Annotated in this window: 17 protein-coding genes and 1 pseudogene; 8 read left to right on the forward strand and 10 right to left on the reverse strand. The window is 62.9% G+C overall.

Annotation, left to right across the window (positions count from 1 at the left end):
• Nucleotides 1–30: 30 nt before the first annotated feature.
• Together glmS and RAK07_RS07425 are read right to left on the reverse strand one after the other, a co-directional pair.
• Nucleotides 31–1,860: a glutamine--fructose-6-phosphate transaminase (isomerizing) gene (glmS, locus tag RAK07_RS07420; protein WP_305732199.1), complete on the reverse strand. Its 1,830-nt coding sequence runs from the start codon at nucleotides 1,858–1,860 to the stop codon at nucleotides 31–33.
• Between the two features lie 277 nt (nucleotides 1,861–2,137).
• Complete coding sequence (locus tag RAK07_RS07425) at nucleotides 2,138–3,565, reverse strand: sigma-54-dependent transcriptional regulator (RefSeq protein WP_305732200.1); 1,428 nt, start codon at nucleotides 3,563–3,565, stop codon at nucleotides 2,138–2,140.
• Between the two features lie 352 nt (nucleotides 3,566–3,917).
• Here RAK07_RS07425 and RAK07_RS07430 point away from each other — a divergent pair, with 352 nt between their 5' ends.
• The 5 genes and pseudogenes from RAK07_RS07430 (at nucleotide 3,918) to RAK07_RS07450 (ending at nucleotide 7,475) form a co-directional block, all read left to right on the forward strand.
• A complete protein-coding gene (locus tag RAK07_RS07430; protein WP_305732201.1) occupies nucleotides 3,918–4,325 on the forward strand; it encodes a hypothetical protein in 408 nt (135 codons plus the stop codon).
• A 2-nt stretch (nucleotides 4,326–4,327) separates the two neighbouring features.
• A pseudogene (locus tag RAK07_RS07435) lies at nucleotides 4,328–5,008 on the forward strand (L,D-transpeptidase family protein); the annotation flags it as partial.
• Nucleotides 5,009–5,259: 251 nt separating this feature from the next.
• Entirely contained in the window at nucleotides 5,260–5,763 is a 504-nt protein-coding gene (locus RAK07_RS07440) for a BCAM0308 family protein (protein ID WP_305732202.1), read from the forward strand.
• 95 nt (nucleotides 5,764–5,858) lie between these two features.
• Nucleotides 5,859–6,362 carry an Hsp20/alpha crystallin family protein gene (locus RAK07_RS07445; protein ID WP_305732203.1) on the forward strand — a complete coding sequence of 168 codons (504 nt, stop codon included), beginning with the start codon at nucleotides 5,859–5,861 and terminating at the stop codon, nucleotides 6,360–6,362.
• 123 nt (nucleotides 6,363–6,485) lie between these two features.
• Complete coding sequence (locus RAK07_RS07450; RefSeq protein WP_305732204.1) at nucleotides 6,486–7,475, forward strand: hypothetical protein; 990 nt, start codon at nucleotides 6,486–6,488, stop codon at nucleotides 7,473–7,475.
• 47 nt (nucleotides 7,476–7,522) lie between these two features.
• On the opposite strand, the gene RAK07_RS07455 is transcribed toward RAK07_RS07450, so the two are convergent.
• The 8 genes from RAK07_RS07455 to RAK07_RS07490 all read right to left on the reverse strand — a co-directional run bounded on the left by RAK07_RS07455 (nucleotide 7,523) and on the right by RAK07_RS07490 (nucleotide 12,354).
• Nucleotides 7,523–8,146, reverse strand: a complete 624-nt coding sequence (locus RAK07_RS07455) for a glycerol-3-phosphate acyltransferase (protein WP_305732205.1) — start codon at nucleotides 8,144–8,146, stop codon at nucleotides 7,523–7,525.
• A gap of 85 nt (nucleotides 8,147–8,231) precedes the next feature.
• On the reverse strand, nucleotides 8,232–8,762 hold the full coding sequence (locus RAK07_RS07460) for a YbhB/YbcL family Raf kinase inhibitor-like protein (RefSeq protein ID WP_305732206.1): 531 nt from the start codon (nucleotides 8,760–8,762) through the stop codon (nucleotides 8,232–8,234).
• Between the two features lie 79 nt (nucleotides 8,763–8,841).
• On the reverse strand, nucleotides 8,842–9,033 hold the full coding sequence (locus RAK07_RS07465; protein WP_305732207.1) for a ferredoxin: 192 nt from the start codon (nucleotides 9,031–9,033) through the stop codon (nucleotides 8,842–8,844).
• A gap of 137 nt (nucleotides 9,034–9,170) precedes the next feature.
• Nucleotides 9,171–9,362 (reverse strand): rhodanese-like domain-containing protein, encoded by a 192-nt coding sequence (locus RAK07_RS07470; RefSeq protein ID WP_305732208.1) that lies wholly within the window; start codon nucleotides 9,360–9,362, stop codon nucleotides 9,171–9,173.
• Between the two features lie 75 nt (nucleotides 9,363–9,437).
• Entirely contained in the window at nucleotides 9,438–9,950 is a 513-nt protein-coding gene (locus tag RAK07_RS07475) for a lytic transglycosylase domain-containing protein (RefSeq protein WP_305732209.1), read from the reverse strand.
• A gap of 36 nt (nucleotides 9,951–9,986) precedes the next feature.
• On the reverse strand, nucleotides 9,987–10,610 hold the full coding sequence (locus RAK07_RS07480) for a nicotinamidase (RefSeq protein WP_305732210.1): 624 nt from the start codon (nucleotides 10,608–10,610) through the stop codon (nucleotides 9,987–9,989).
• Between the two features lie 3 nt (nucleotides 10,611–10,613).
• Entirely contained in the window at nucleotides 10,614–12,041 is a 1,428-nt protein-coding gene (locus RAK07_RS07485) for a nicotinate phosphoribosyltransferase (RefSeq protein ID WP_305732211.1), read from the reverse strand.
• A gap of 37 nt (nucleotides 12,042–12,078) precedes the next feature.
• On the reverse strand, nucleotides 12,079–12,354 hold the full coding sequence (locus RAK07_RS07490; RefSeq protein WP_305732212.1) for a PilZ domain-containing protein: 276 nt from the start codon (nucleotides 12,352–12,354) through the stop codon (nucleotides 12,079–12,081).
• A 464-nt stretch (nucleotides 12,355–12,818) separates the two neighbouring features.
• Here RAK07_RS07490 and RAK07_RS07495 point away from each other — a divergent pair, with 464 nt between their 5' ends.
• The 3 genes from RAK07_RS07495 to asnB are packed head-to-tail and all read left to right on the forward strand — an operon-like array spanning nucleotide 12,819 to nucleotide 18,178.
• Nucleotides 12,819–13,853 (forward strand): FemAB family XrtA/PEP-CTERM system-associated protein, encoded by a 1,035-nt coding sequence (locus RAK07_RS07495; RefSeq protein ID WP_305732213.1) that lies wholly within the window; start codon nucleotides 12,819–12,821, stop codon nucleotides 13,851–13,853.
• 36 nt (nucleotides 13,854–13,889) lie between these two features.
• Nucleotides 13,890–16,313 (forward strand): glycosyltransferase family 2 protein, encoded by a 2,424-nt coding sequence (locus tag RAK07_RS07500; RefSeq protein ID WP_305732214.1) that lies wholly within the window; start codon nucleotides 13,890–13,892, stop codon nucleotides 16,311–16,313.
• Entirely contained in the window at nucleotides 16,301–18,178 is a 1,878-nt protein-coding gene (gene asnB, locus RAK07_RS07505; RefSeq protein WP_305732215.1) for an asparagine synthase (glutamine-hydrolyzing), read from the forward strand. The genes RAK07_RS07500 and asnB overlap by 13 nt, the downstream gene beginning before the upstream one ends.

Raw genomic sequence — 18,178 nt, forward strand, 5'->3', positions numbered from 1 at the left:
AAGGGAGGGGGAATTCGATGGTACACGGCACTATTCAACCGTGACGCTCTTTGCCAGATTCCGGGGCTGATCGACATCTTTGCCCTTCAGGATGGCAAAGTTATAGGCCAAAAGCTGGAGTGCCACGTTGAACAGAAGCGGCGAAAGGGTTTCACCGGCCCAGGGAATCGAGAGGGTGAACTCCGCCTTTTTACCGGTCTCCTCGTCGCCCTCGCTGCAGAGCGCGATGACCCTGCCGCCGCGGGTGACGACCTCCTCCATGTTCGACCGGACCTTGGCCAGATGGCGATCACGGGGGGCAAGCACGAATACCAGCATGTCCCGGTCAATCAGGGCGATGGGGCCGTGCTTCATCTCGCCGGCGGGATAGCCGTCAGCATGGACGTAGGAAATTTCCTTGAGCTTCAACGCCCCCTCCAGGGCAACGGGATAGCAGATGCCGCGACCGAGGTAGATGGCGTCACAGGCGGTCAGGTGTTCGCAGGCGATCTCCTCGGCGTTGAAATCCAGCTTCAGCGTCTTTTCCACCAGATCGGGCAGTTCGGTCAGGTCGGCGATCATTTCCAATCCCCTGTTCCGGCTGATGGTGCCCGTTGCCCGGCCGAGCCGGATCGCCAGCAGGTACAGGGCAACCACCTGGTTGGTGAAGGCCTTGGTGGAGGCAACCCCGATTTCTAGGCCGGCATGGGTATGGATGATGCCGTCCGATTCCCGGGCAATGGAGGAGTCAATCACATTGCAGATGGAAACAACCCGCCGGTTTCTGCCCTTGACTTCCCGCAACGCCGCCAGGGTATCCGCCGTCTCGCCCGACTGGGAAATGGGAATCACCAGGGTCGTTTCCGAAATGATCGGATTGCGGTACCTGAACTCCGAGGCGATTTCCACATCCACCGGTATGCGGCACTGCTCCTCGATCAGGTACTTGCCGATGAGTGCCGCGTGCCAGGAACTGCCGCAGGCCACCAGACAGAGACGATCAAAGGAACGGAGGGCTTCGTCGTCGAGTCCCAGCCCCTCCAGCAGCACATCTCCCTCATCCTTGATCAGGCAATCCCCGATGAGGGCACGCAACGCCTGGGGCTGTTCATGGATCTCCTTCAGCATGTAGTTGGGAAACCCCCGCTTTTCCGCCTCGGCCAGCGACCAGTCGATATGGAGCGTCTTTTTGGACAGCTCCTGCCCCAGGATCGTCGAGAAGGATATCTTCCCATTGCGGATGACGGCCATCTCGCCATCTTCCATGATCACCATTTCCCGCGTGTTGGGAATGATGGCGGGCATGTCCGAGGCCACGAAATACTCACGTCCCTTGATACCGACGATCATCGGCGACCCGGACTTGGCCACGATCATCGTGTTCTCCTCTTTTTCGCTGAGCACGCAGAGGGCATAGGCTCCTTCGAGCTCCAGCAGGGTCTTCTGTACCGCCAGTTCGAAGGAAAGACCGGCGGAGAGGTTCTCGTCGATCAGGTGGGAAATCACCTCGGAATCGGTCTCGCTTTCAAACCAGTGCCCCTTGCGGACCAATTCATCCTTCAGCATCTGGTAATTCTCGATGATGCCGTTATGCACCAGCACCACCGAACCGGCCCGGTGGGGATGGGCATTGGTCACCGACGGTTTGCCGTGGGTGGCCCAGCGGGTATGTCCGATACCGACGGTGCCGTAGAGCGGCTGAAGCTGGAGCAGGCGCTCCAGGTTCGAAAGCTTGCCCGAGCTGCGCCGGATATCCACCGCGCCGTACTCCATGGTGCAGATTCCCGCGGAATCATAGCCGCGGTATTGCAGCATCTTCAGACCGTTCATGATTACCGGGGTGGCATCCCGATCTCCCATATAGCCAACGATTCCGCACATGGTGATCTCCTCCGTTGCGCACGGCGCCGGGTGAAGCGCACCCGCCGCCGCAGCCGATGAGCTGCTCTTCTACGCACCGATTCATCACAACATGTGCCAAGCGAACGAAAAATTTTATTCAGTGATATCGGTACATTGCCTGTCACCGCCCAACAGGTGCCGGCAGCGCTTTACCGGGGCGGTGTAACATTCGCGGAGCATTACCGTGCTATCACCCTTATTTTACTTTAATTTTTACAATGTTAACATTTTGCCGCCCTGTTAGCTTTTCGACGGCTCATTCCCCGGCCGCGGTGTTGTTCAGGCGCTTGCTCAGGGTCTGGCGGGCAATGCCGAGCAGCATGGCGGCGGAACGCTGGTTGCCGTTGGTCAATCCCATGGCGGTGCTAATCAGGTAGTCCTCCACCTCCCTGATGGTGGGAAACCTGCCGAAATGGGCGTACAGCGCCTCGCCCAGCTCCTTCTTGGGTAAAAGCGGCGTCAGATCCGGCGCCGGCAGTTCCGACCGCGTCAGTCCGACGAAGCAGTCCAGAGTCACCAGTCCGCCGTTGCTCCTGGCCACGGCATCGAACACCATGGCATGCAACTCCCGCACGTTGCCGTCGAAATTGTAGGTGGAAAGCAGCGCCGTTACCTCCCGCGACGCTTTCGGCTGCGGCTTCTTCAGGGCGCGGGCCGCCTTTTCAAGAAAGTGGTCCAGCAGCAGCGGAATATCCTCCCGCCGCTCGCTTAGGGGGGGAATATGAATACGGTGGGAACAGAGGCGGTAATACAGATCTTTTCTGAATTTACCGGCAGGGATCTGGGTGGCTAAGTCATGGTTGGTGGCGACAATGATGCGGGCATCGGTCTTTTTCAGCAGATCGGAACCGGTGGGATAGAACTCCTTCTCCTGGATCAGGCGCAGCAGCTTGATCTGCGAGGTTTCGCTCAGGTCGCCGATCTCGTCGAGGAAGAGCGTCCCTCCCGCCGCGGCACTCACCAGCCCTTCCCGGTTCTGGTCCGCACCGGTGAAGGCCCCTTTCTTGTGACCGAAGAGGGTGTCCGAGAAGATGGTGTCGTCGAGCCCCGCGGCGTTGACCGTCACAAAAGCCCCTTTGCGGCCGGAAAGGCGGGCGATGGCCCGGGCAATCAGCTCCTTGCCCACCCCGGTCTGGCCGGTGATCAGCACCGGCTGGTCCGACGACGCCACCACTTCGACGTACTGGAAAATCGCCCGCATTTTCTTGCTGGAGGTAATGATCTCGTCGAAGGCATCGGGATGCTGCAGGCAGTCGTTGAGCAGGTAGTCCCGCAGGGTGGTGTTCTCGCGGCTCAGCTCGGTGAGCAGGAGCGCCCTCTGTACGCTGGAAAGCAGCCGTTCGATCTCCATCGGCTTGGTCAGGTAGTCGGCGGCGCCGGCCTTGATACAGTAGACGGCGGTGTCGACATCGTCCGCTGAAGTCATCACGATCACGGGGATATGGGGATAGTCGCGGATCAGGAGGGGAAGCAGGTCGAGGCCGGTCAGATGCGGCATCATCAGGTCCAGGATAATCAGGGAAACCGGGGTGGTCTCCAGGAACGGCATGATCTTTCTGCTGTCGTTCAAGACCTGCACGTTGCCGATCCCTTCGGCCTGAAGGGCGGCGATGCTGATTTCGAGCACCACCGGATCGTCGTCTACCAGCAGAATGGGGGGAAGCGAATTGAGTATCGAGTACATGCCTGGCGCCTCCTTCAGCAGTGTGGAGTATGGAACGCTTTCGGTGCATGTCAAGGGCACGGCCATAAAAGCCGCATAGTTCCTGCCAACCTCCCTTTTCGAAATCAGTATGGAAGTTTACGAGCTTTTACTACAAAAGCAACAGCGGAAATTTTTTTAACATTGCATTCCTTCGTGGCTCCCCCGGCCTTACCACCGCAGCCCTGTCCCCTGACCGCCACAAATCTAACAGCCCCATCTGCGCAAATTTAATACAAGCAACTGATAATATTAAAAATAACATTTGGCACGTTCCATGATGCAGTACCGGATTGTCATGCAGGACACTTCACGTATCACAAGGAGACCAGTTATGAAACGAACGGCTTGTGCGGTGTTGTCACTGGGGCTGCTGCTGTCCGGCTGTGCCACCGAGGAGTATGTGCGTCAGCAGACCTCCCCCTTGGCGGAACGGCTCGGGGCGCTTGAAACCAGGACTCTGACAATCGAGGGACGCCTCAATCAGCTTTCCGGCAGACCGGCGCTGACCACGGACGACCGGGCCTCCATCGACAGCGCCCGTGAGATGGCGCAAAAGGCGCTGGACCGAACCGACAGCTTGTCAGCCGACCTGAAGCAGATGGGAAGTGACGTGGCGCGGGCCGAGGCAGCCGCACGGCGGGCCGAGGCAGCCGCACGGCGGGCCGAAGCAGCTGCAGAAAAGGCCGGCAGAGCTGAAAAAGGTGCCCGCAAGGCATTCGAGCTGGAGCAGAAGAAGTAGTCATGAAGCATGCGGAACGACTCGCATATTCCGCAACGCTGCTAGCGTTGCTGCTCGGCGCCGCGCCCGATGCCTCTCCGGCCGGCGCCGATGTCTACGCTCCTCCCGGCACCAGTTTCGGACAGCAGCGCCATCACCTGGTCCGCGACAACGAGTCACTGATCGAAATCGCCCGCCACTACGAGCTGGGGTTCAGTGAAATCGTGACCGCCAATCCGGGAATCGATCCTTTCGTTCCCCCGGAGGGTACAACGGTTCTCATCCCGTCGTGCAGACTCGTGCCGCGGACACCGCTGCGCTCCGGTATCGTGATCAACCTTCCGGAACTGCGCCTCTACTATTTCCCCCGGGATGGTACGGCCGCCGTACGCTCCTTTCCGGTGGGCATCGGCGATGAGGGCCGTAAAACGCCGCTGGGCAGCTTTCGTGTGACCGAGAAGATCGAGGCCCCGCGTTGGCATGTTCCCCGCTCGATCCGCCGCAGCCGCCCCGGACTACCCGCCGTGGTGCCGCCGGGACCGGAAAACCCCCTGGGCAGCCACGCCCTGCGCCTTTCCGGGAAAGCTCTCATGATCCACGGCACCAACCGTCCCTTTTCCGTGGGACGTAAGGCAAGCCATGGCTGCATCCGGCTCTACCCGGAACATATGCGCACGCTGTTCGCTCTCGTTGAGCCGGGAACCAGGGTTGCCATCGTCAATCAGGCGGTCAAGGCGGCAATATGGAACGGACAGGTGTATATCGAGGTGCACGACCACACACCCCCTGTCACGCCTGAAAGGGTCCGCACTGTGCTGAAAAACAGTCGGCTGCATCGGGACATCGATGAAGTACGGCTGCTGAAGGCGGTTTATGAGGCGCGCGGCATACCGGTGGCCCTATCACGCACTGTCCCGCCACCAGAATCCATCTCCCCGAAGGAGTCAGGAACGCCATGGTTACCACCACACGAAGGATCGAGGAAAAGGGACAGCGGACACCGCGAAGCAAGGACACCTATGCCGGGGAGCGCGTTGGTCATGGAGGCTCCTGCTACTGCGACTGCGGCGCGGTCTTTGAAAACAAGCGCTGGCATTACGCCGGAAAAGAAGCTTCCGTCCGCGGCGGTCAGCGGCTGGTCTGTCCTGCCTGCCGCCGGACCGCCGAACGCAACCCGGCGGGAATCGTCTCACTGAGCGGCGGTTTCCTCACCGTCCACCTGCCGGAGATCGACCGCCTGCTCCGCAAAATGGCCGACGAGGCGCTCACCAAGAATCCGCTGAACCGGGTCATGGAAATCCGGCACAACGGCCTGGACGGCATCACCGTCACCACCACCCAGGTCAAGTTGGCCCAGAAAATCGGACGGGAGGTCTTCAAGTCCTTCGGCGGTGAACTCCAGTACCATTGGAGCCGGGGCGAGGAGCTGGTGCGGGTGCAGTGGTTCAGGCAGCCGTAGCTTTACGAACACCATCCGCCGTTATCGCTCGCCGGAGGCGGCGGTTCCGGCACTCTATTCCTGCCGGCATGCCGGCAGGGGGAAAGGATACGACCATGTCAGACGAGAAAAAAGAGAATGTCCCCGGGGAAGAGGCCAGCGAGAAGCGCCGTGACCTGCAACGGCTCGGTTCCCCCTTCGAGGATATGGAACGAATGTTCGACGACCTGTTCCAGCGCCGTTTTTTCGCCCCCTCCTGGATTCCCCGCTTCAAGCTTCCGGAGTTCGCCGATGTGGCCACCTCGGTGGACATGTTCGAAGAGGGAAAGGAGCTGGTCATCAAGGCGGAAATTCCCGGCATGAAGAAGGAAGAGATCAGCATCGACTTTTCCGGCGACATCATCACCATTTCCGGAGAAAAAAAGGCGGAGGAACGGATTGAACGCAAGGACTTTTACCGGGTTGAACGCTCCTTCGGTTCCTTCAGTCGTAAGCTGCGCCTGCCGGTGGCGGTGGAACTGGACAAGGCCAACGCCTCCTTCAAGGATGGGGTTCTCGAAATACGGATGCCGAAGAGCGGTGCGGAAAAACAGACCGTACGCAAGATCGCGGTAACCTGACCCTACCCGCGACGTGGGAGCACAAGGGTCCCCTGGGGCCTTCGGCAGTGCTTCCGTGGGTGATGCGGCATCGAGCCGCCGCCACGGAAGCGCTCCGTCTCCCCCCTTGACGTCGGAGTGACCATGGAGAAGCTGTCCGAAACCGCTGCACGCTACCTCGTCATCCTGGCCCTGGCGCAGCTCAGCGCTTCCCCGGTCCGCGCCGACGAACTGTTCGGTCTGGGCGGGGCGGTCGTCAGCCGGCAGGCCATCCGGAACGGCTCCTCCGGCAGTTGGCAGGTTGAGTACCGGCACAACCTGGCTCCCTCCCTCGCGGTCGGATTGACCTATCTCAATGAGGGGCACATGCCGGACCACCACCGGGATGGTCACAGCCTGCAGTTCTGGGGGAGCCGCGCCATTGGCGGTTCCCGCCTTTCCCTGTCCGCCGGGGCCGGCCCCTATTACTACTATGACACCGTTACCGGAACCGGCAGCGACGGTCACCGCAACGAGCATGGCTTCGGCTGCCTGCTCAGCCTGGCGGCCGTTCTCCGCACCGATTCGCCCTGGTTGTTCCAGGTGCGGGCCAACTGGGCGGAGACTTTCGGAAAAATGGATACGGCATCGCTTCTGGCCGGTATCGGCTACCAGACTGACCACCCGGCACGTGCTGCCTCCTCCCTGGCGGAACGCAGCAAGGCAACGGATCGAGAGCTGTTCCTGCTGGCCGGCAGCACGTTTACCAACAGCTTCGATGTGGCGCATTCCGCCGCCCTGAGCCTCGAATACCGGCAGCGCTTCGCGCGGAACCTGGCCATGAGCCTCGCCTGGCTGTACGAGGGAGAGAACCGGCTGATCAGGCGCTATGGTCCGACCCTGCAGCTCTGGGCGGTCACCGACGCTCTGGACGGCGAAGTCACCCTGGGACTTGCTGCCGGGGCCTATGCGGCCTTTGACGAGCAGGCCGGCATGAACCGCCGGGGTGACTGGATCGTTACTCCCATCGCCACCATGGCGGCTGACTACCGGCTGGACCAGCGCTGGTCCCTGCGGTTTTCATGGAGTCGGGTCGTGACGGATTACGACAGGGACAGCGATGTTCTGCTGGGTGGGGTGGGCTACCGGTTCTAGCGCATTTCCGCAATGATGTCAGCGCTCACCCGGCAAGGTGGCGGCAATCAAGATTCAGTGCGTCTCAATCCCGATGTTCCCGGGGGCGGACCATTCAAAGCCGCGCGGATGTTGGCACGGTGAGCATGGAGCACCATGACGACCAGCAGGAGGTACGGGACCATCTCGACACCCCGCAGCTGGCCGTTGCCGTAGAGTCGTTGCAGCAGCAGCAGGACCGGAGAAAGGGCGAGGGCCAGCAGGCCGGCTGCGGTGGTCCCCCGCCGAAGCCCCGTGAACAGAAGGCTGAGCACTAGCGTGCCCAAGAACAGGACCGGATTGAGTACCAGCATGCCACCCGCCAGGGTGGCAAACCCCTTGCCACCCCTGAATCCAAGCTGTACCGGCCGAATATGGCCGGCCACGACCGCCAGCAGCGCGGCAAGGGGCAGCAGGCTGTCGGGGCGCAGGACCTGGGCGATCCAGACCGCCAGCATCCCCTTGCCGGCATCCCCCAGCAGGGTGAGCAGAAACCCGCCCGGACCCAGCAATCGGCCCACGTTGCGACTGCCCACGTTGCCGCTTGCCGTATCGCGGATATCGATCCCTTTCGCCGCCCTGACCAGGTAGTAACCGCTACAGAAACACCCCAGCCCGTAGGCAAACATCAATACCGTCGCAGCCTCGATCATCGCATCTCCGCTGTCCCGTGTTCATCGCTGGCAATCAGTGACCGTTTCTGTCGCACCATGACTCGATGCTCCCCTGCATCCGGTATCAGTGTCGCTGGTAGGTTCCCATAAGTTCGGTATGGGCGAGAATATGGCCGCTCATAACCTGCTCCAGCTCGCTTCGGTCCGCGGCGGCGCCCAGCCGAAGCGTCACATCGAGGGCAAACAGCCGGAAGACGTAGCGGTGGCTGCCCGAGGGGGGGCAGGGGCCGCCGTAGCCGTTGCGTCGCCAGCTGTTCCGTCCCTGCACCGCCTCCCGTGGCAAACCGTTTTCCGCGATCTCACGGGTCGCTGCCGGCAGGTTCCAGACAAGCCAGTGCACCCAGGTTCCGGAGGGCGCGTCCGGGTCATCCATGATCAGGGCCAGACTGCGGGTGCGGGCCGGTACGTTGGCGATGAGAAGCGGCGGGGAGCTGTCGTGCCCATCACAGGTATGGCGCGCCGGCACTGCCTCGCCGTGACGAAAGGCCGGACTGGAAAGCGTCAGGGGATTCATGTTCTCCACCTCCTGTTTTTCCATGGTTGTGGCGTAGAGCACAATCAGCGCCAGGAACAGTACCACGATCCAGAGTTTCATCCGTCACCCCCGTTTCATGCAGCACGTGCCCCCCACCCTCCGTCGCATTTCCGTCAGGCGCCACAGTACTGCCTCCCCGCTACTTCCAGTGGATGCAGGAGGCGGGACAGACGTTGATCGCATCGGACTCGATCCGCTCCTCCGAAGCACCGGCGGGATCATAGCACTCCGCCTTGCCATTGATGGCAAGCCGGAACACTGCCGGCAGATTGTTGACGCACAATTCGCAACTGATGCACTCTTCCTCGTCGATCCATATCTCTCTGGCCATGTTCATTCCCCTTGTGAACAGCGTCACGGGTAGCCGGCCACTTTCCAGGCGTTCACGCCGCCTTTGAGCACGGCGGTGTTGGCATACCCCATCCCGTCGAACTGCTCCGCCACCCGGGCGGAGGTATGTTCATTGGTTCAGGCACAGTAGAAGATGATCTCCCGGTTCTTCTCCAGCCCGGGCAGCATCTCCCGGAACCTCTGCAGTGAAATCGCCCCGGCCAGCCGGTTCGCCTCGAACTGCTCGTTGCTGTCATAGGCGCAGACCAGCAGGGCTCCCGCCTGTTGCCGCCCATGTGCCGCTGGGGGTGCTAGTGACGTAACTGCCATGGGACTCTCCTCCTTTCTGATTTGCCGGCATCGGACGGTCCGCTGCTTCGCCCCATGCCCCCATGCCTCGTGACATCAGATACCGGCAGCAAGGGCCAGTACTGACGAAGCGTATGCCTTTGCCCGTTGCCCCCTGCCGTTGTATCGCTCCAGGGCAAGGGCAAGGCTGCCGTTGGATTCAGCCAGCAGTTCCCGCAGAATGCTGCCGGCCTTTTCCGTCTGGGTTCCGAACGTCTCACCGGGGTCACCCCAGATGTTCGGTCGCACCTGGTAGGCTCCCACCTCTCCCGCCCTGCCCCGGGCCTGGATATCAAAACCACTCTCCCGGGCGGCAATGGCCGCCAGGACCGTGCCGTGCCGGTGCCTGCTCAACAGTTCGGCCATCTGGGCCGCCTTGCTGCCGGCTGCGGCCCCGTGACGGCGGACAAAGGATTCGATCCGCTGCGACAACAACGAGCGTGGCCTGATCTCCCGGCGCCCCCCCCTGGTCTCCACCACGGTATCCCGGCGAATCTCCCAGGAATATTCTCCGGAACCGCACAGTGACGGCAGTGCGAGACAGGCCCCTACCAGAACGATTATTTTCACCGTTACCTCCCGAGGTATAGTCCGGTTTCCCAGGGGTCAGCCGGACGGAGCGATCTCCTCGTGGCCACGTTCCTCCCGCAGCAGATCGTCGACAGTCATCAAGCGGGCTCCGCCCCGTTCCACCTCCGCCAGGGCCCGCGCCGAAGCACCCGGCGTGCGATCCACCCCGGCAACGGCATCGGTCAGCACCGTGACGGAGAAACCTTCCCGCAGCGCTTCCAGGACAGTGGTTCGTACACAGTAATCGGTGGCCAGCCCGGCGATGTAGAGCCTGTGCGCCCCTATCCCGTCCAAAAGTTCCCGGAGGACCCTGCCGTCGGCGGTTGCCGCCTCGAAGGCGGAGTAGCCGTCCCGCTCCGGGTCGGTCCCCTTGGAGAGAACCACCGCCCCTTCCGGGAGCAGCAAGCCCGGATGAAAAGCCGCTCCCGGCGTGCCCTGCACGCAGTGGACAGGCCAGATACCGCCGAATTTCGTGAAATGACCTGTCATGGATGGATGCCAGTCACGGGTTGCCAGCACCGGCAGACCGGACGTCACCGCCCACCGCAACAGCCGGTTCACCGGCCCGATCACCCGATCGCCTTCCGGTATCTGCAGGGCGCCGCCGGGGCAGAAGTCGTTCTGCAGGTCCACCAGCAGCAGGACCGCATTCAGTTCCATGGCTTATCCCTCCCGGCAGTGGAGCTGCCCGATCAGCTCGTTTCTCACCCCATGGAGCCGCTCGGAAAGGGAAACTTTGTACCGGTGGGGGTTGATCAGGCGCAGACAGCCGGGCGGCAGACGATCCAGCTCCTCCCTGCTGCGCGCCGACAGGGTAAAAAGCGGTTCCGGCGGTTCGTTGCGCTGACCGTCCCGCATCACCACCCGACGCAGATCCCGCAGCAGGCACCCCGCGGGCAGCACGGTCCGCTGCAGGGGATGGGCCGGATCGTACACCGTATCACCGGCAGTCAGCCGGTCCTGTTCCAGACAGAGCACATCCTGCAGCATTTCTCCTCCTGCGCCGTACACCCGCATGAGCCGCTTCCTGCCCGGCACCGTTGCCTTGGCCAGGTCGCTGGTGACCTTCATCCGGGGCATCGCCGCCAGCTCCACCAGCTTGTACACCCCGCCCAGGGCACCGCCGCCGACGCCGGAGGCGGTGGCCAGCCGGGTGCCGACACCGTACATATCAATACGCCCTCCCTCGGCCCGGATCGACTCGATGACGAACTCGTCCAGTTCGTTGGAGGCCATGATCTTCACCCCCGGAAAACCGGCCGCATCGAACATCCGTCGCCCTTCCCGCGAGAGGTAGGCCAGATCTCCCGAATCCAGACGGATGCCGCGCAGCTCATGTCCCCGCGCTCGCAGTTCCCGTGCCACGGTGATGGCGTTGGGGATGCCGCTGTGCAGGGTGTCGTAGGTATCCACCAGCAGGACGGTAGCGGCGGGAAACACCTCGGCATAGGCGCGGAAGGCGGCCAGTTCGTCGGTAAAGGCCTGCACCCAGCTATGGGCATGGGTGCCGCGCACCTCCAGGCCGAAGATCATCCCCGCCTGCACGTTGCTGGTGCTGCAGACCCCACCGACGCAGGCCGCCCGGGCGCAGGAAAGCCCGCCATCGGGACCGTGGGCCCGGCGCAGGCCGAACTCGATTACCGGCGCACCGGCCGCGGACCGGACGATCCGCGCCGCCTTGGTGGCCACCAGGGTCTGAAAATTGATGATGGTGAGCAGGGCCGTTTCCACGAACTGGGCCTCGGCAAGGTCTCCCTCCACGGTCAGCAGGGGCTCGTTGGCAAAGACCACGCTTCCCTCCGGCGGTGCCGTCACAGTGCCCCGGAAACGGAACTCCCGCAGGAACTCGATGAACTCCGGCTTGAACAGCCCCAGGCCGTGCAGGTAGGCCAGCTCCTCCGGCCGGAAGGCAAGCCCCTCCAGGTAGTCCAGGGCCGGCTCCAGACCGGCGAAAACGGCATAGCCACCCTCGAAAGGGTTTTTCCGGAAGAACAGGTCGAACACTGCCCGCTTGCGGGTCATCCCCTGCTCGAAGTAGCCGGCCAGCATGGTCAGCTCGTAGAAATCTGTCAGCAGCGGCGGGTAGCGCATGGAGGCTCCTCGATCCCCGGCTGGCGGGTGATGCTGGTCAGGCAGCCATGTCGATGAATTCCAGCCCGATGGCGGAGCGACCGATGCGGGCCACCGTGCCTGCGTACCGATAGAAGCAGATCGCGGGATCGGCGCACAGGATCAGGCTGCAACGGTCCCCAGCTTTCATCCCCCCCGATTTCATCCCGTACAGCCTCACCGCGGCTCCAGACAGGGAAATATTGAGGATGACGCCGTAATATTTGGCCTGCTCGTAGTATACGACGCATTTCGAGTAGCAACTGATCCGCTGATGTTTTCGTTTTTCATGCATAACACGCCACCCGCACCGCCTGCAGTCCCCCGTGTCCGGCAGAGCCGTCTCCACGCCGCCGTACCACCGTCCCTTCCCCCTGGCAGCAAGTTTCGATCCAGCCTGAAACCGTCTGAAATAGCTGACAATATTTTCCTGAAACACGTTCCGGATCGGTATCTGTAAAAAATGGCGACAGTGGCGGCGGTAATCCCGACAGCCGCTGCCCGGGTGGAGGGGAATGTTTCCGTTGCGGACGGAAACAAACTAACACCGTCAAATTTCTTAACACAGCGCCTGATGCGCGCTCCTGCGGGCTGAACCGCCCGCACTTCATTCCTGCCCCGCAGGTTGACTAACATCTTTCGACACCCAAAATACAACATAACATACCGTAAACTCTCAATATATTGTTCTGGCATGGTCCATGATTAGTACGCTGTCAGCGGACGATGCTATTCCCTGCTTGTTGGAAGGCAGACACCATGGACGTAACCGTTCAACTCTACAACGAGGACCAGAGCGCCTGGGACGCCTTCGTCGCTTCCCGGCCGGAGAGCACCAACTATCACCGGTACGGCTGGCGCAGGGTGCTGGAAAAGAGTTTCGGCCACCGCGCCATGTACCTGGCCGCCAGGAACGACCGTAACGAAATCTGCGGCGTCCTTCCCTGTATCCAGCTGAAAAGCAGGTTGTTCGGCACGTTTCTGGTGTCGCTGCCGTTCTTCAACTACGGCGGCCTGCTGTGTGACGAAACGTCCACCGCTGCAGCGCTGTTGCGCACCTCCCGCAGGATGCTGGAGGGAAGCGGATCGGCCCATGTGGAGCTGCGTCACCTCGCGCGCTGCGACGATATTGCCGCCACCCGCCAGCACAAGGTGACCATGATCCTCGACCTGGCGGCCGACGAGGAGGAGCAGTGGCACCGGCTTGACCCGAAGGTGCGCAACCAGGTACGCAAGGCCCTGAAAAGCGGTCTGGTGACCATGGTGGGGGGACTGGAGCTTCTGGACGGCTTCTACGAGGTCTTTTCCCGCAACATGCGGGACCTGGGAACACCGGTCTACGGCCGCGACTTCTTCAGAAACGTGCTTGAGGAATTTCCCGACAGCACGCGGCTGCTCTCGGTCACCCTGCAGGGGCGTACCGTGGCCTCGGCGCTGCTCACCTGGTACCGCTCCACCCTGGAGGTTCCCTGGGCCTCCTCCATCAGGGATTTCCGCGAACTGTGCCCCAACAACCTGCTCTACTGGGAGGCGATCCGTTTCGCCATTGCCGGCGGCGCCGAGCGGTTCGACTTCGGCCGCTCCACGCCGGACGAGGGTACGTTCCATTTCAAGAAACAGTGGGGAGCCCGGCCGGTGCCGCTCTACTGGCAGTATCTGCTGCGCGAGGGATGCGGCCTGCCGGACCTCAACCCCCGCAACCCCAAATACCGTCTGGCGATCCAGGTCTGGCAGCGCCTTCCCCTGATGCTGACCAACCTGCTGGGTCCCCATATCGTCCGCTGCATCCCCTGAGGGGGAAGCGGAAAACCGTCCGCACCGGAGTACGTCATGGCATATGCGATCATGCTGCTCACCGCCGCCCTGCTGTTCTACCTCTTCATCGGCTACCCGCTGCTGCTGTGGCTCGTGGCCCGGCTGTTCCCGCTCCGGCACCGCTGCGACCACGGTGTCACCCCCTCCGTCACCCTGGTCATATCGGCCTACAATGAGGAGAAGGTCATCGGGCGCAAGCTGGAAAACGCCCTGCAGCTGGACTACCCGCCGGAGCAGTTGACCATCATGGTGGTGTCGGATTGCTCCACCGACCGGACCGACGAGCTGGTGCGCGGCTTTACCGACCGGGGGGTCATCCTGGTCAGGCCGGAGGAGCGGCGCGGCAAGACCGCCGGTCTCAACCTGGCCCTGCAGCGGATCGACAGCGAGCTGGTGGTATTTTCCGATGCCAACGCCCTGTACGACCGGCAGGCGCTGCGTCACCTGGTGAAGCATTTCAGCGATCCGGCCATCGGTTACGTGGTGGGGGATGCCCGCTACCGGGAAGAGAAGCGGACCGCTGCCGGCGTCAGCGAAGGAAGTTACTGGAACATCGAGCGAATGATGAAGGAGTGGGAATCGGCCTTCTCGTCGGTGGTGGGGGGTGACGGCGCCCTCTACGCCATCAGGCGGAAACTGTACGAGCCGCTGCGGGAAAGCGACATCAACGACTTCGTCAACCCGCTGCAGATCGTTGCCAAAGGCTACCGGGGGATCTTCGAGCCGGCAGCCTGGTGTACCGAAAAGCCGGCCGGCCAGTTCGGCAAGGAGTTCTCCCGCAAGGTACGCATCGTCAACCGCAGTTTCAACGGCCTGCTGCGGGTACCGGCCGTCTGCAATCCCCTGCGTTTTCCCCGCTTTGCCTGGCAGGTGATCTCCCACAAGCTGCTGCGCTGGTTCTCCCCTTACCTGCTCGGGATCAACTTCATGGCGGCCCTGGCAGTTGCCGCCGACCGGGGACCCGACTCAGCCGCCGCCCTGCTGGTGGCACTCTACGGCGGCACGGCCCTGCTGGCACTGGCCGGCTGGCGGCAGGACCGGCGCGGAGACAGCTCCCCGCTGTATGTCCTGCCCTACTACGTCGCCCTGATGAACGTTGCCTCGGCAGTGGGCGTGCTGCTGCGGCTGCGGGGAACGGTCATTTCCACCTGGAACACGGTCAGGGCCGGGGGGGGCTCACGGGAACCGCTGGCCGCCCTGCTCCCCTGCCTGCTGCTGGCAACGATCATCGCCAGTATCGCCTGTCTGTTCCCGTCCCTGCCCGTTCCGGCAGTGCTGCTGCATGCCGTTGCCTACGGGTTGCTGGGCGTCATCGCCTACATGTACGTCGGCTACCCCCTGGTGCTGACGCTGCTGGCCTGGCTGCTGCCGGCCCGGATCGATCGTGACGAACAGTATTGCCCGGAGGTGACGCTGCTGATCGTGGCCTGCGACGAAGAGCGGGATATTGCCGCGAAGCTGGAGAACTCGCTGCTGCTCGATTATCCGCCGGAACGCCTGAAGATCGTGGTGGCCTCCGACGGTTCCGGCGACGCCACTGCGGCACTGGTGCGGGAATACGCCCCACGGGGCGTCCGCCTGCTCGATTTCCCCGTCAACCGCGGCAAGATCGCGGCGCTCAACGATGCCATGGAACAGATTCAGTCGGAAATCGTGGTGCTCTCCGACGCCAATGTGATGTACGAATGCCGGGCACTGCGCACCCTGGTGCGCAATTTCAACGACCCCACGGTGGGGGCCGTCTCCGGCAGGGTGACCTTGCTGAACAGCACCCTCAGCTACCGACACTCGGAAAACGCCTATTACGGCATCGAGCATTTCATCCAGGAAATGGAAGGAGCCACCGGCACCCTGGTGGGTGCGGACGGCGCCATGTACGCCATCCGGCGCAGTCTGTTTCTGCCGCCGCCCAACGACACCATCCTGGACGATTTCGTCATCGCCATGAACATTGCCCGGCAGGGATACCGGGTTCTCCACGAACCGGACGCCCTGGGCTTCGAGCGCAACCTGCACGAACTGGCCGACGAATTCCGGCGCAAGGCCCGCATCATTTCCGGCGGTTTCCAGTGGCTGCTCCGGGGAAGCGGGCTTCCCGACCTCTCCCGGCCGCTCTTGCTGTTCAACTTCGTCTCCCACAAGGTGCTGCGCTGGTTCAGCGGTGCCCTGTTCATTCCGCTCATACTGCTGCTGCTGCATATCCATCTGAGCCCCGACCTGACCACGCCGCTTCTCAGCACCGTCCTGTACCTGTTCTGCTGTGCCGCGCTGCTGGCTCTGCTGGGCCAGGTGGTCCCCACGGTCCGGCGGATCATCCCGATCAACCTGCTGCACTACTTCTTCATGCTGGCCCTGGCCTCGCTGGTGGGATTGTTCCGTGAGCTGGGGGGCGGACAGCAGGTGACCTGGCGTCGTGGGGTGACACCGTGTGCGGAATAACCGGCTTCATCCGCAGGTGCGCCCCCTCCGCCGACACCGCCACCCTGCGGCGGATGGGGGCCTCGATCATCCACCGCGGCCCCGATGCCGGCGGCGAATATCTGGACCGCTGGGTGGGGCTGGGGCACCGGCGCCTGAGCATCATCGATCTTTCCCCCCTGGGAAACCAGCCGATGCAGTCGCTCGACGGCCGCTACGTGATCGTGTTCAACGGTGAAATCTACAATTTCCGGGCACTGCGCAACGAGCTGAAGGCCGAGGGCTGCCAGTTCAGGAGCCGTACCGACACCGAGGTGATCCTGGCCCTCTACCGTCGCGAGGGTGCCGCCTGCCTCAACCGGCTCAACGGCATGTTCGCCTTTGCCATCTGGGACCGGGACGACAAGACCCTGTTCCTGGCCCGGGACAGGATCGGCAAGAAGCCGCTCTACTACTACCACGGCGGCGGCGACCGGCTGGCCTTTGCCTCGGAGATCAAGGCGCTGCTGCAACTTCCCGGTATCCCCCGGGACCCGGACCCCACCGCCGTGGCCGACTTCCTGACCTACCTCTACATCCCGGCGCCCAAGACCATTTTCCGCGCCATCCACAAGCTGCCGCCGGGACACTGTCTGGAACTGCGTCTCGGCAGCGGACCGGTGGTCAGCCGGTACTGGGACGTCGATTTTTCCACCACGACTGCACCGCTTCACCAGGACGAAGCAGCGGAACGTCTGCTGGAACTGATCGCCGGCAGCACGGCCAGCCGCATGATGGCGGACGTCCCCCTGGGGGCCTTTTTAAGCGGCGGACTCGACTCCAGCGCCATCGTGGCGCTCATGGCCGGCTCTTCCGGCACGCCGGTGACCACCTGCTCCATCGGCTTCACCGACCGGCAGCATGACGAAAGCGTCTATGCGCGCGAGGTTGCCCGCTGTTTTTCCACCAACCATGCCGAGTACACGCTGGAAGAGCAACTGGCCGACACCGTGACCCTGCTGCCCCGCTATTTTGACGAACCCTTTGCCGACTCCTCGGCGGTCCCCACCTTCCATGTCTCGCGGCTGGCCCGCAAGGTGGTCACCGTGGCCCTGGCCGGGGACGGCGGCGACGAAAACTTCGGCGGCTACGACAAATACGTGGTGGACCTGAAGGAAGACCTGGCCAGGCGGGTCATCCCCCGGCTGTTCCTGAAAACGCTGCATGCCGTGGCCGGCAGATGCTCCGGCACCCTGATGCGCAAGGCCGCCACCCTGGCCTCAGGCGCCCTGGCCGATCCGGGGCGGGCCTTTTTCCGCACCAACAGCTTCATCGACGACGCATCCCTGCGGCGCCTGCTCGCGCCGGGCCTGGCAACGGCCTGCCGCGGCTACGATCCGGCCCTGCACACCCTGGATGCCTGGGAACGGACCCGGGGCGCCGACCATCTGACCAGCATGCTCTACACCGACCTGAAAACCTATCTTCCCGGCGACATCCTGGTGAAGGTGGACCGGATGAGCATGGCCCACTCCCTGGAGGTGCGGGCGCCGCTGTTGGACTACCGGGTGGTGGAGTTCGCCGCCTCCCTGCCCAGCCGGCTGAAGATCCATCGGGGCAGCAAGAAATACCTGCTGAAACGGGCGTTCAGCGCGCAGTTGCCGCCGGGGATCGTCAACCGCCGCAAGCACGGTTTCACGGTGCCGCTGGCGCGCTGGTTCCGCCAGGACCTGCGGGAACTGGCACAGCGCCACCTTCTGGAGCAACGGGAGCTGGCCGAATTCTTCGATCCCGGCGAGGTGGGCCGGCTCTGGCAGGAACATCAGCATGGGCGCGCCGACCACGGCACCCTGCTCTGGAGCCTGCTTTCCTTTTCCCTCTGGCAACAGGAATACCTGCAGGTGTGA

The organism is Trichlorobacter ammonificans, from assembly GCF_933509905.1.
GTDB lineage: Bacteria > Desulfobacterota > Desulfuromonadia > Geobacterales > Pseudopelobacteraceae > Trichlorobacter > Trichlorobacter ammonificans.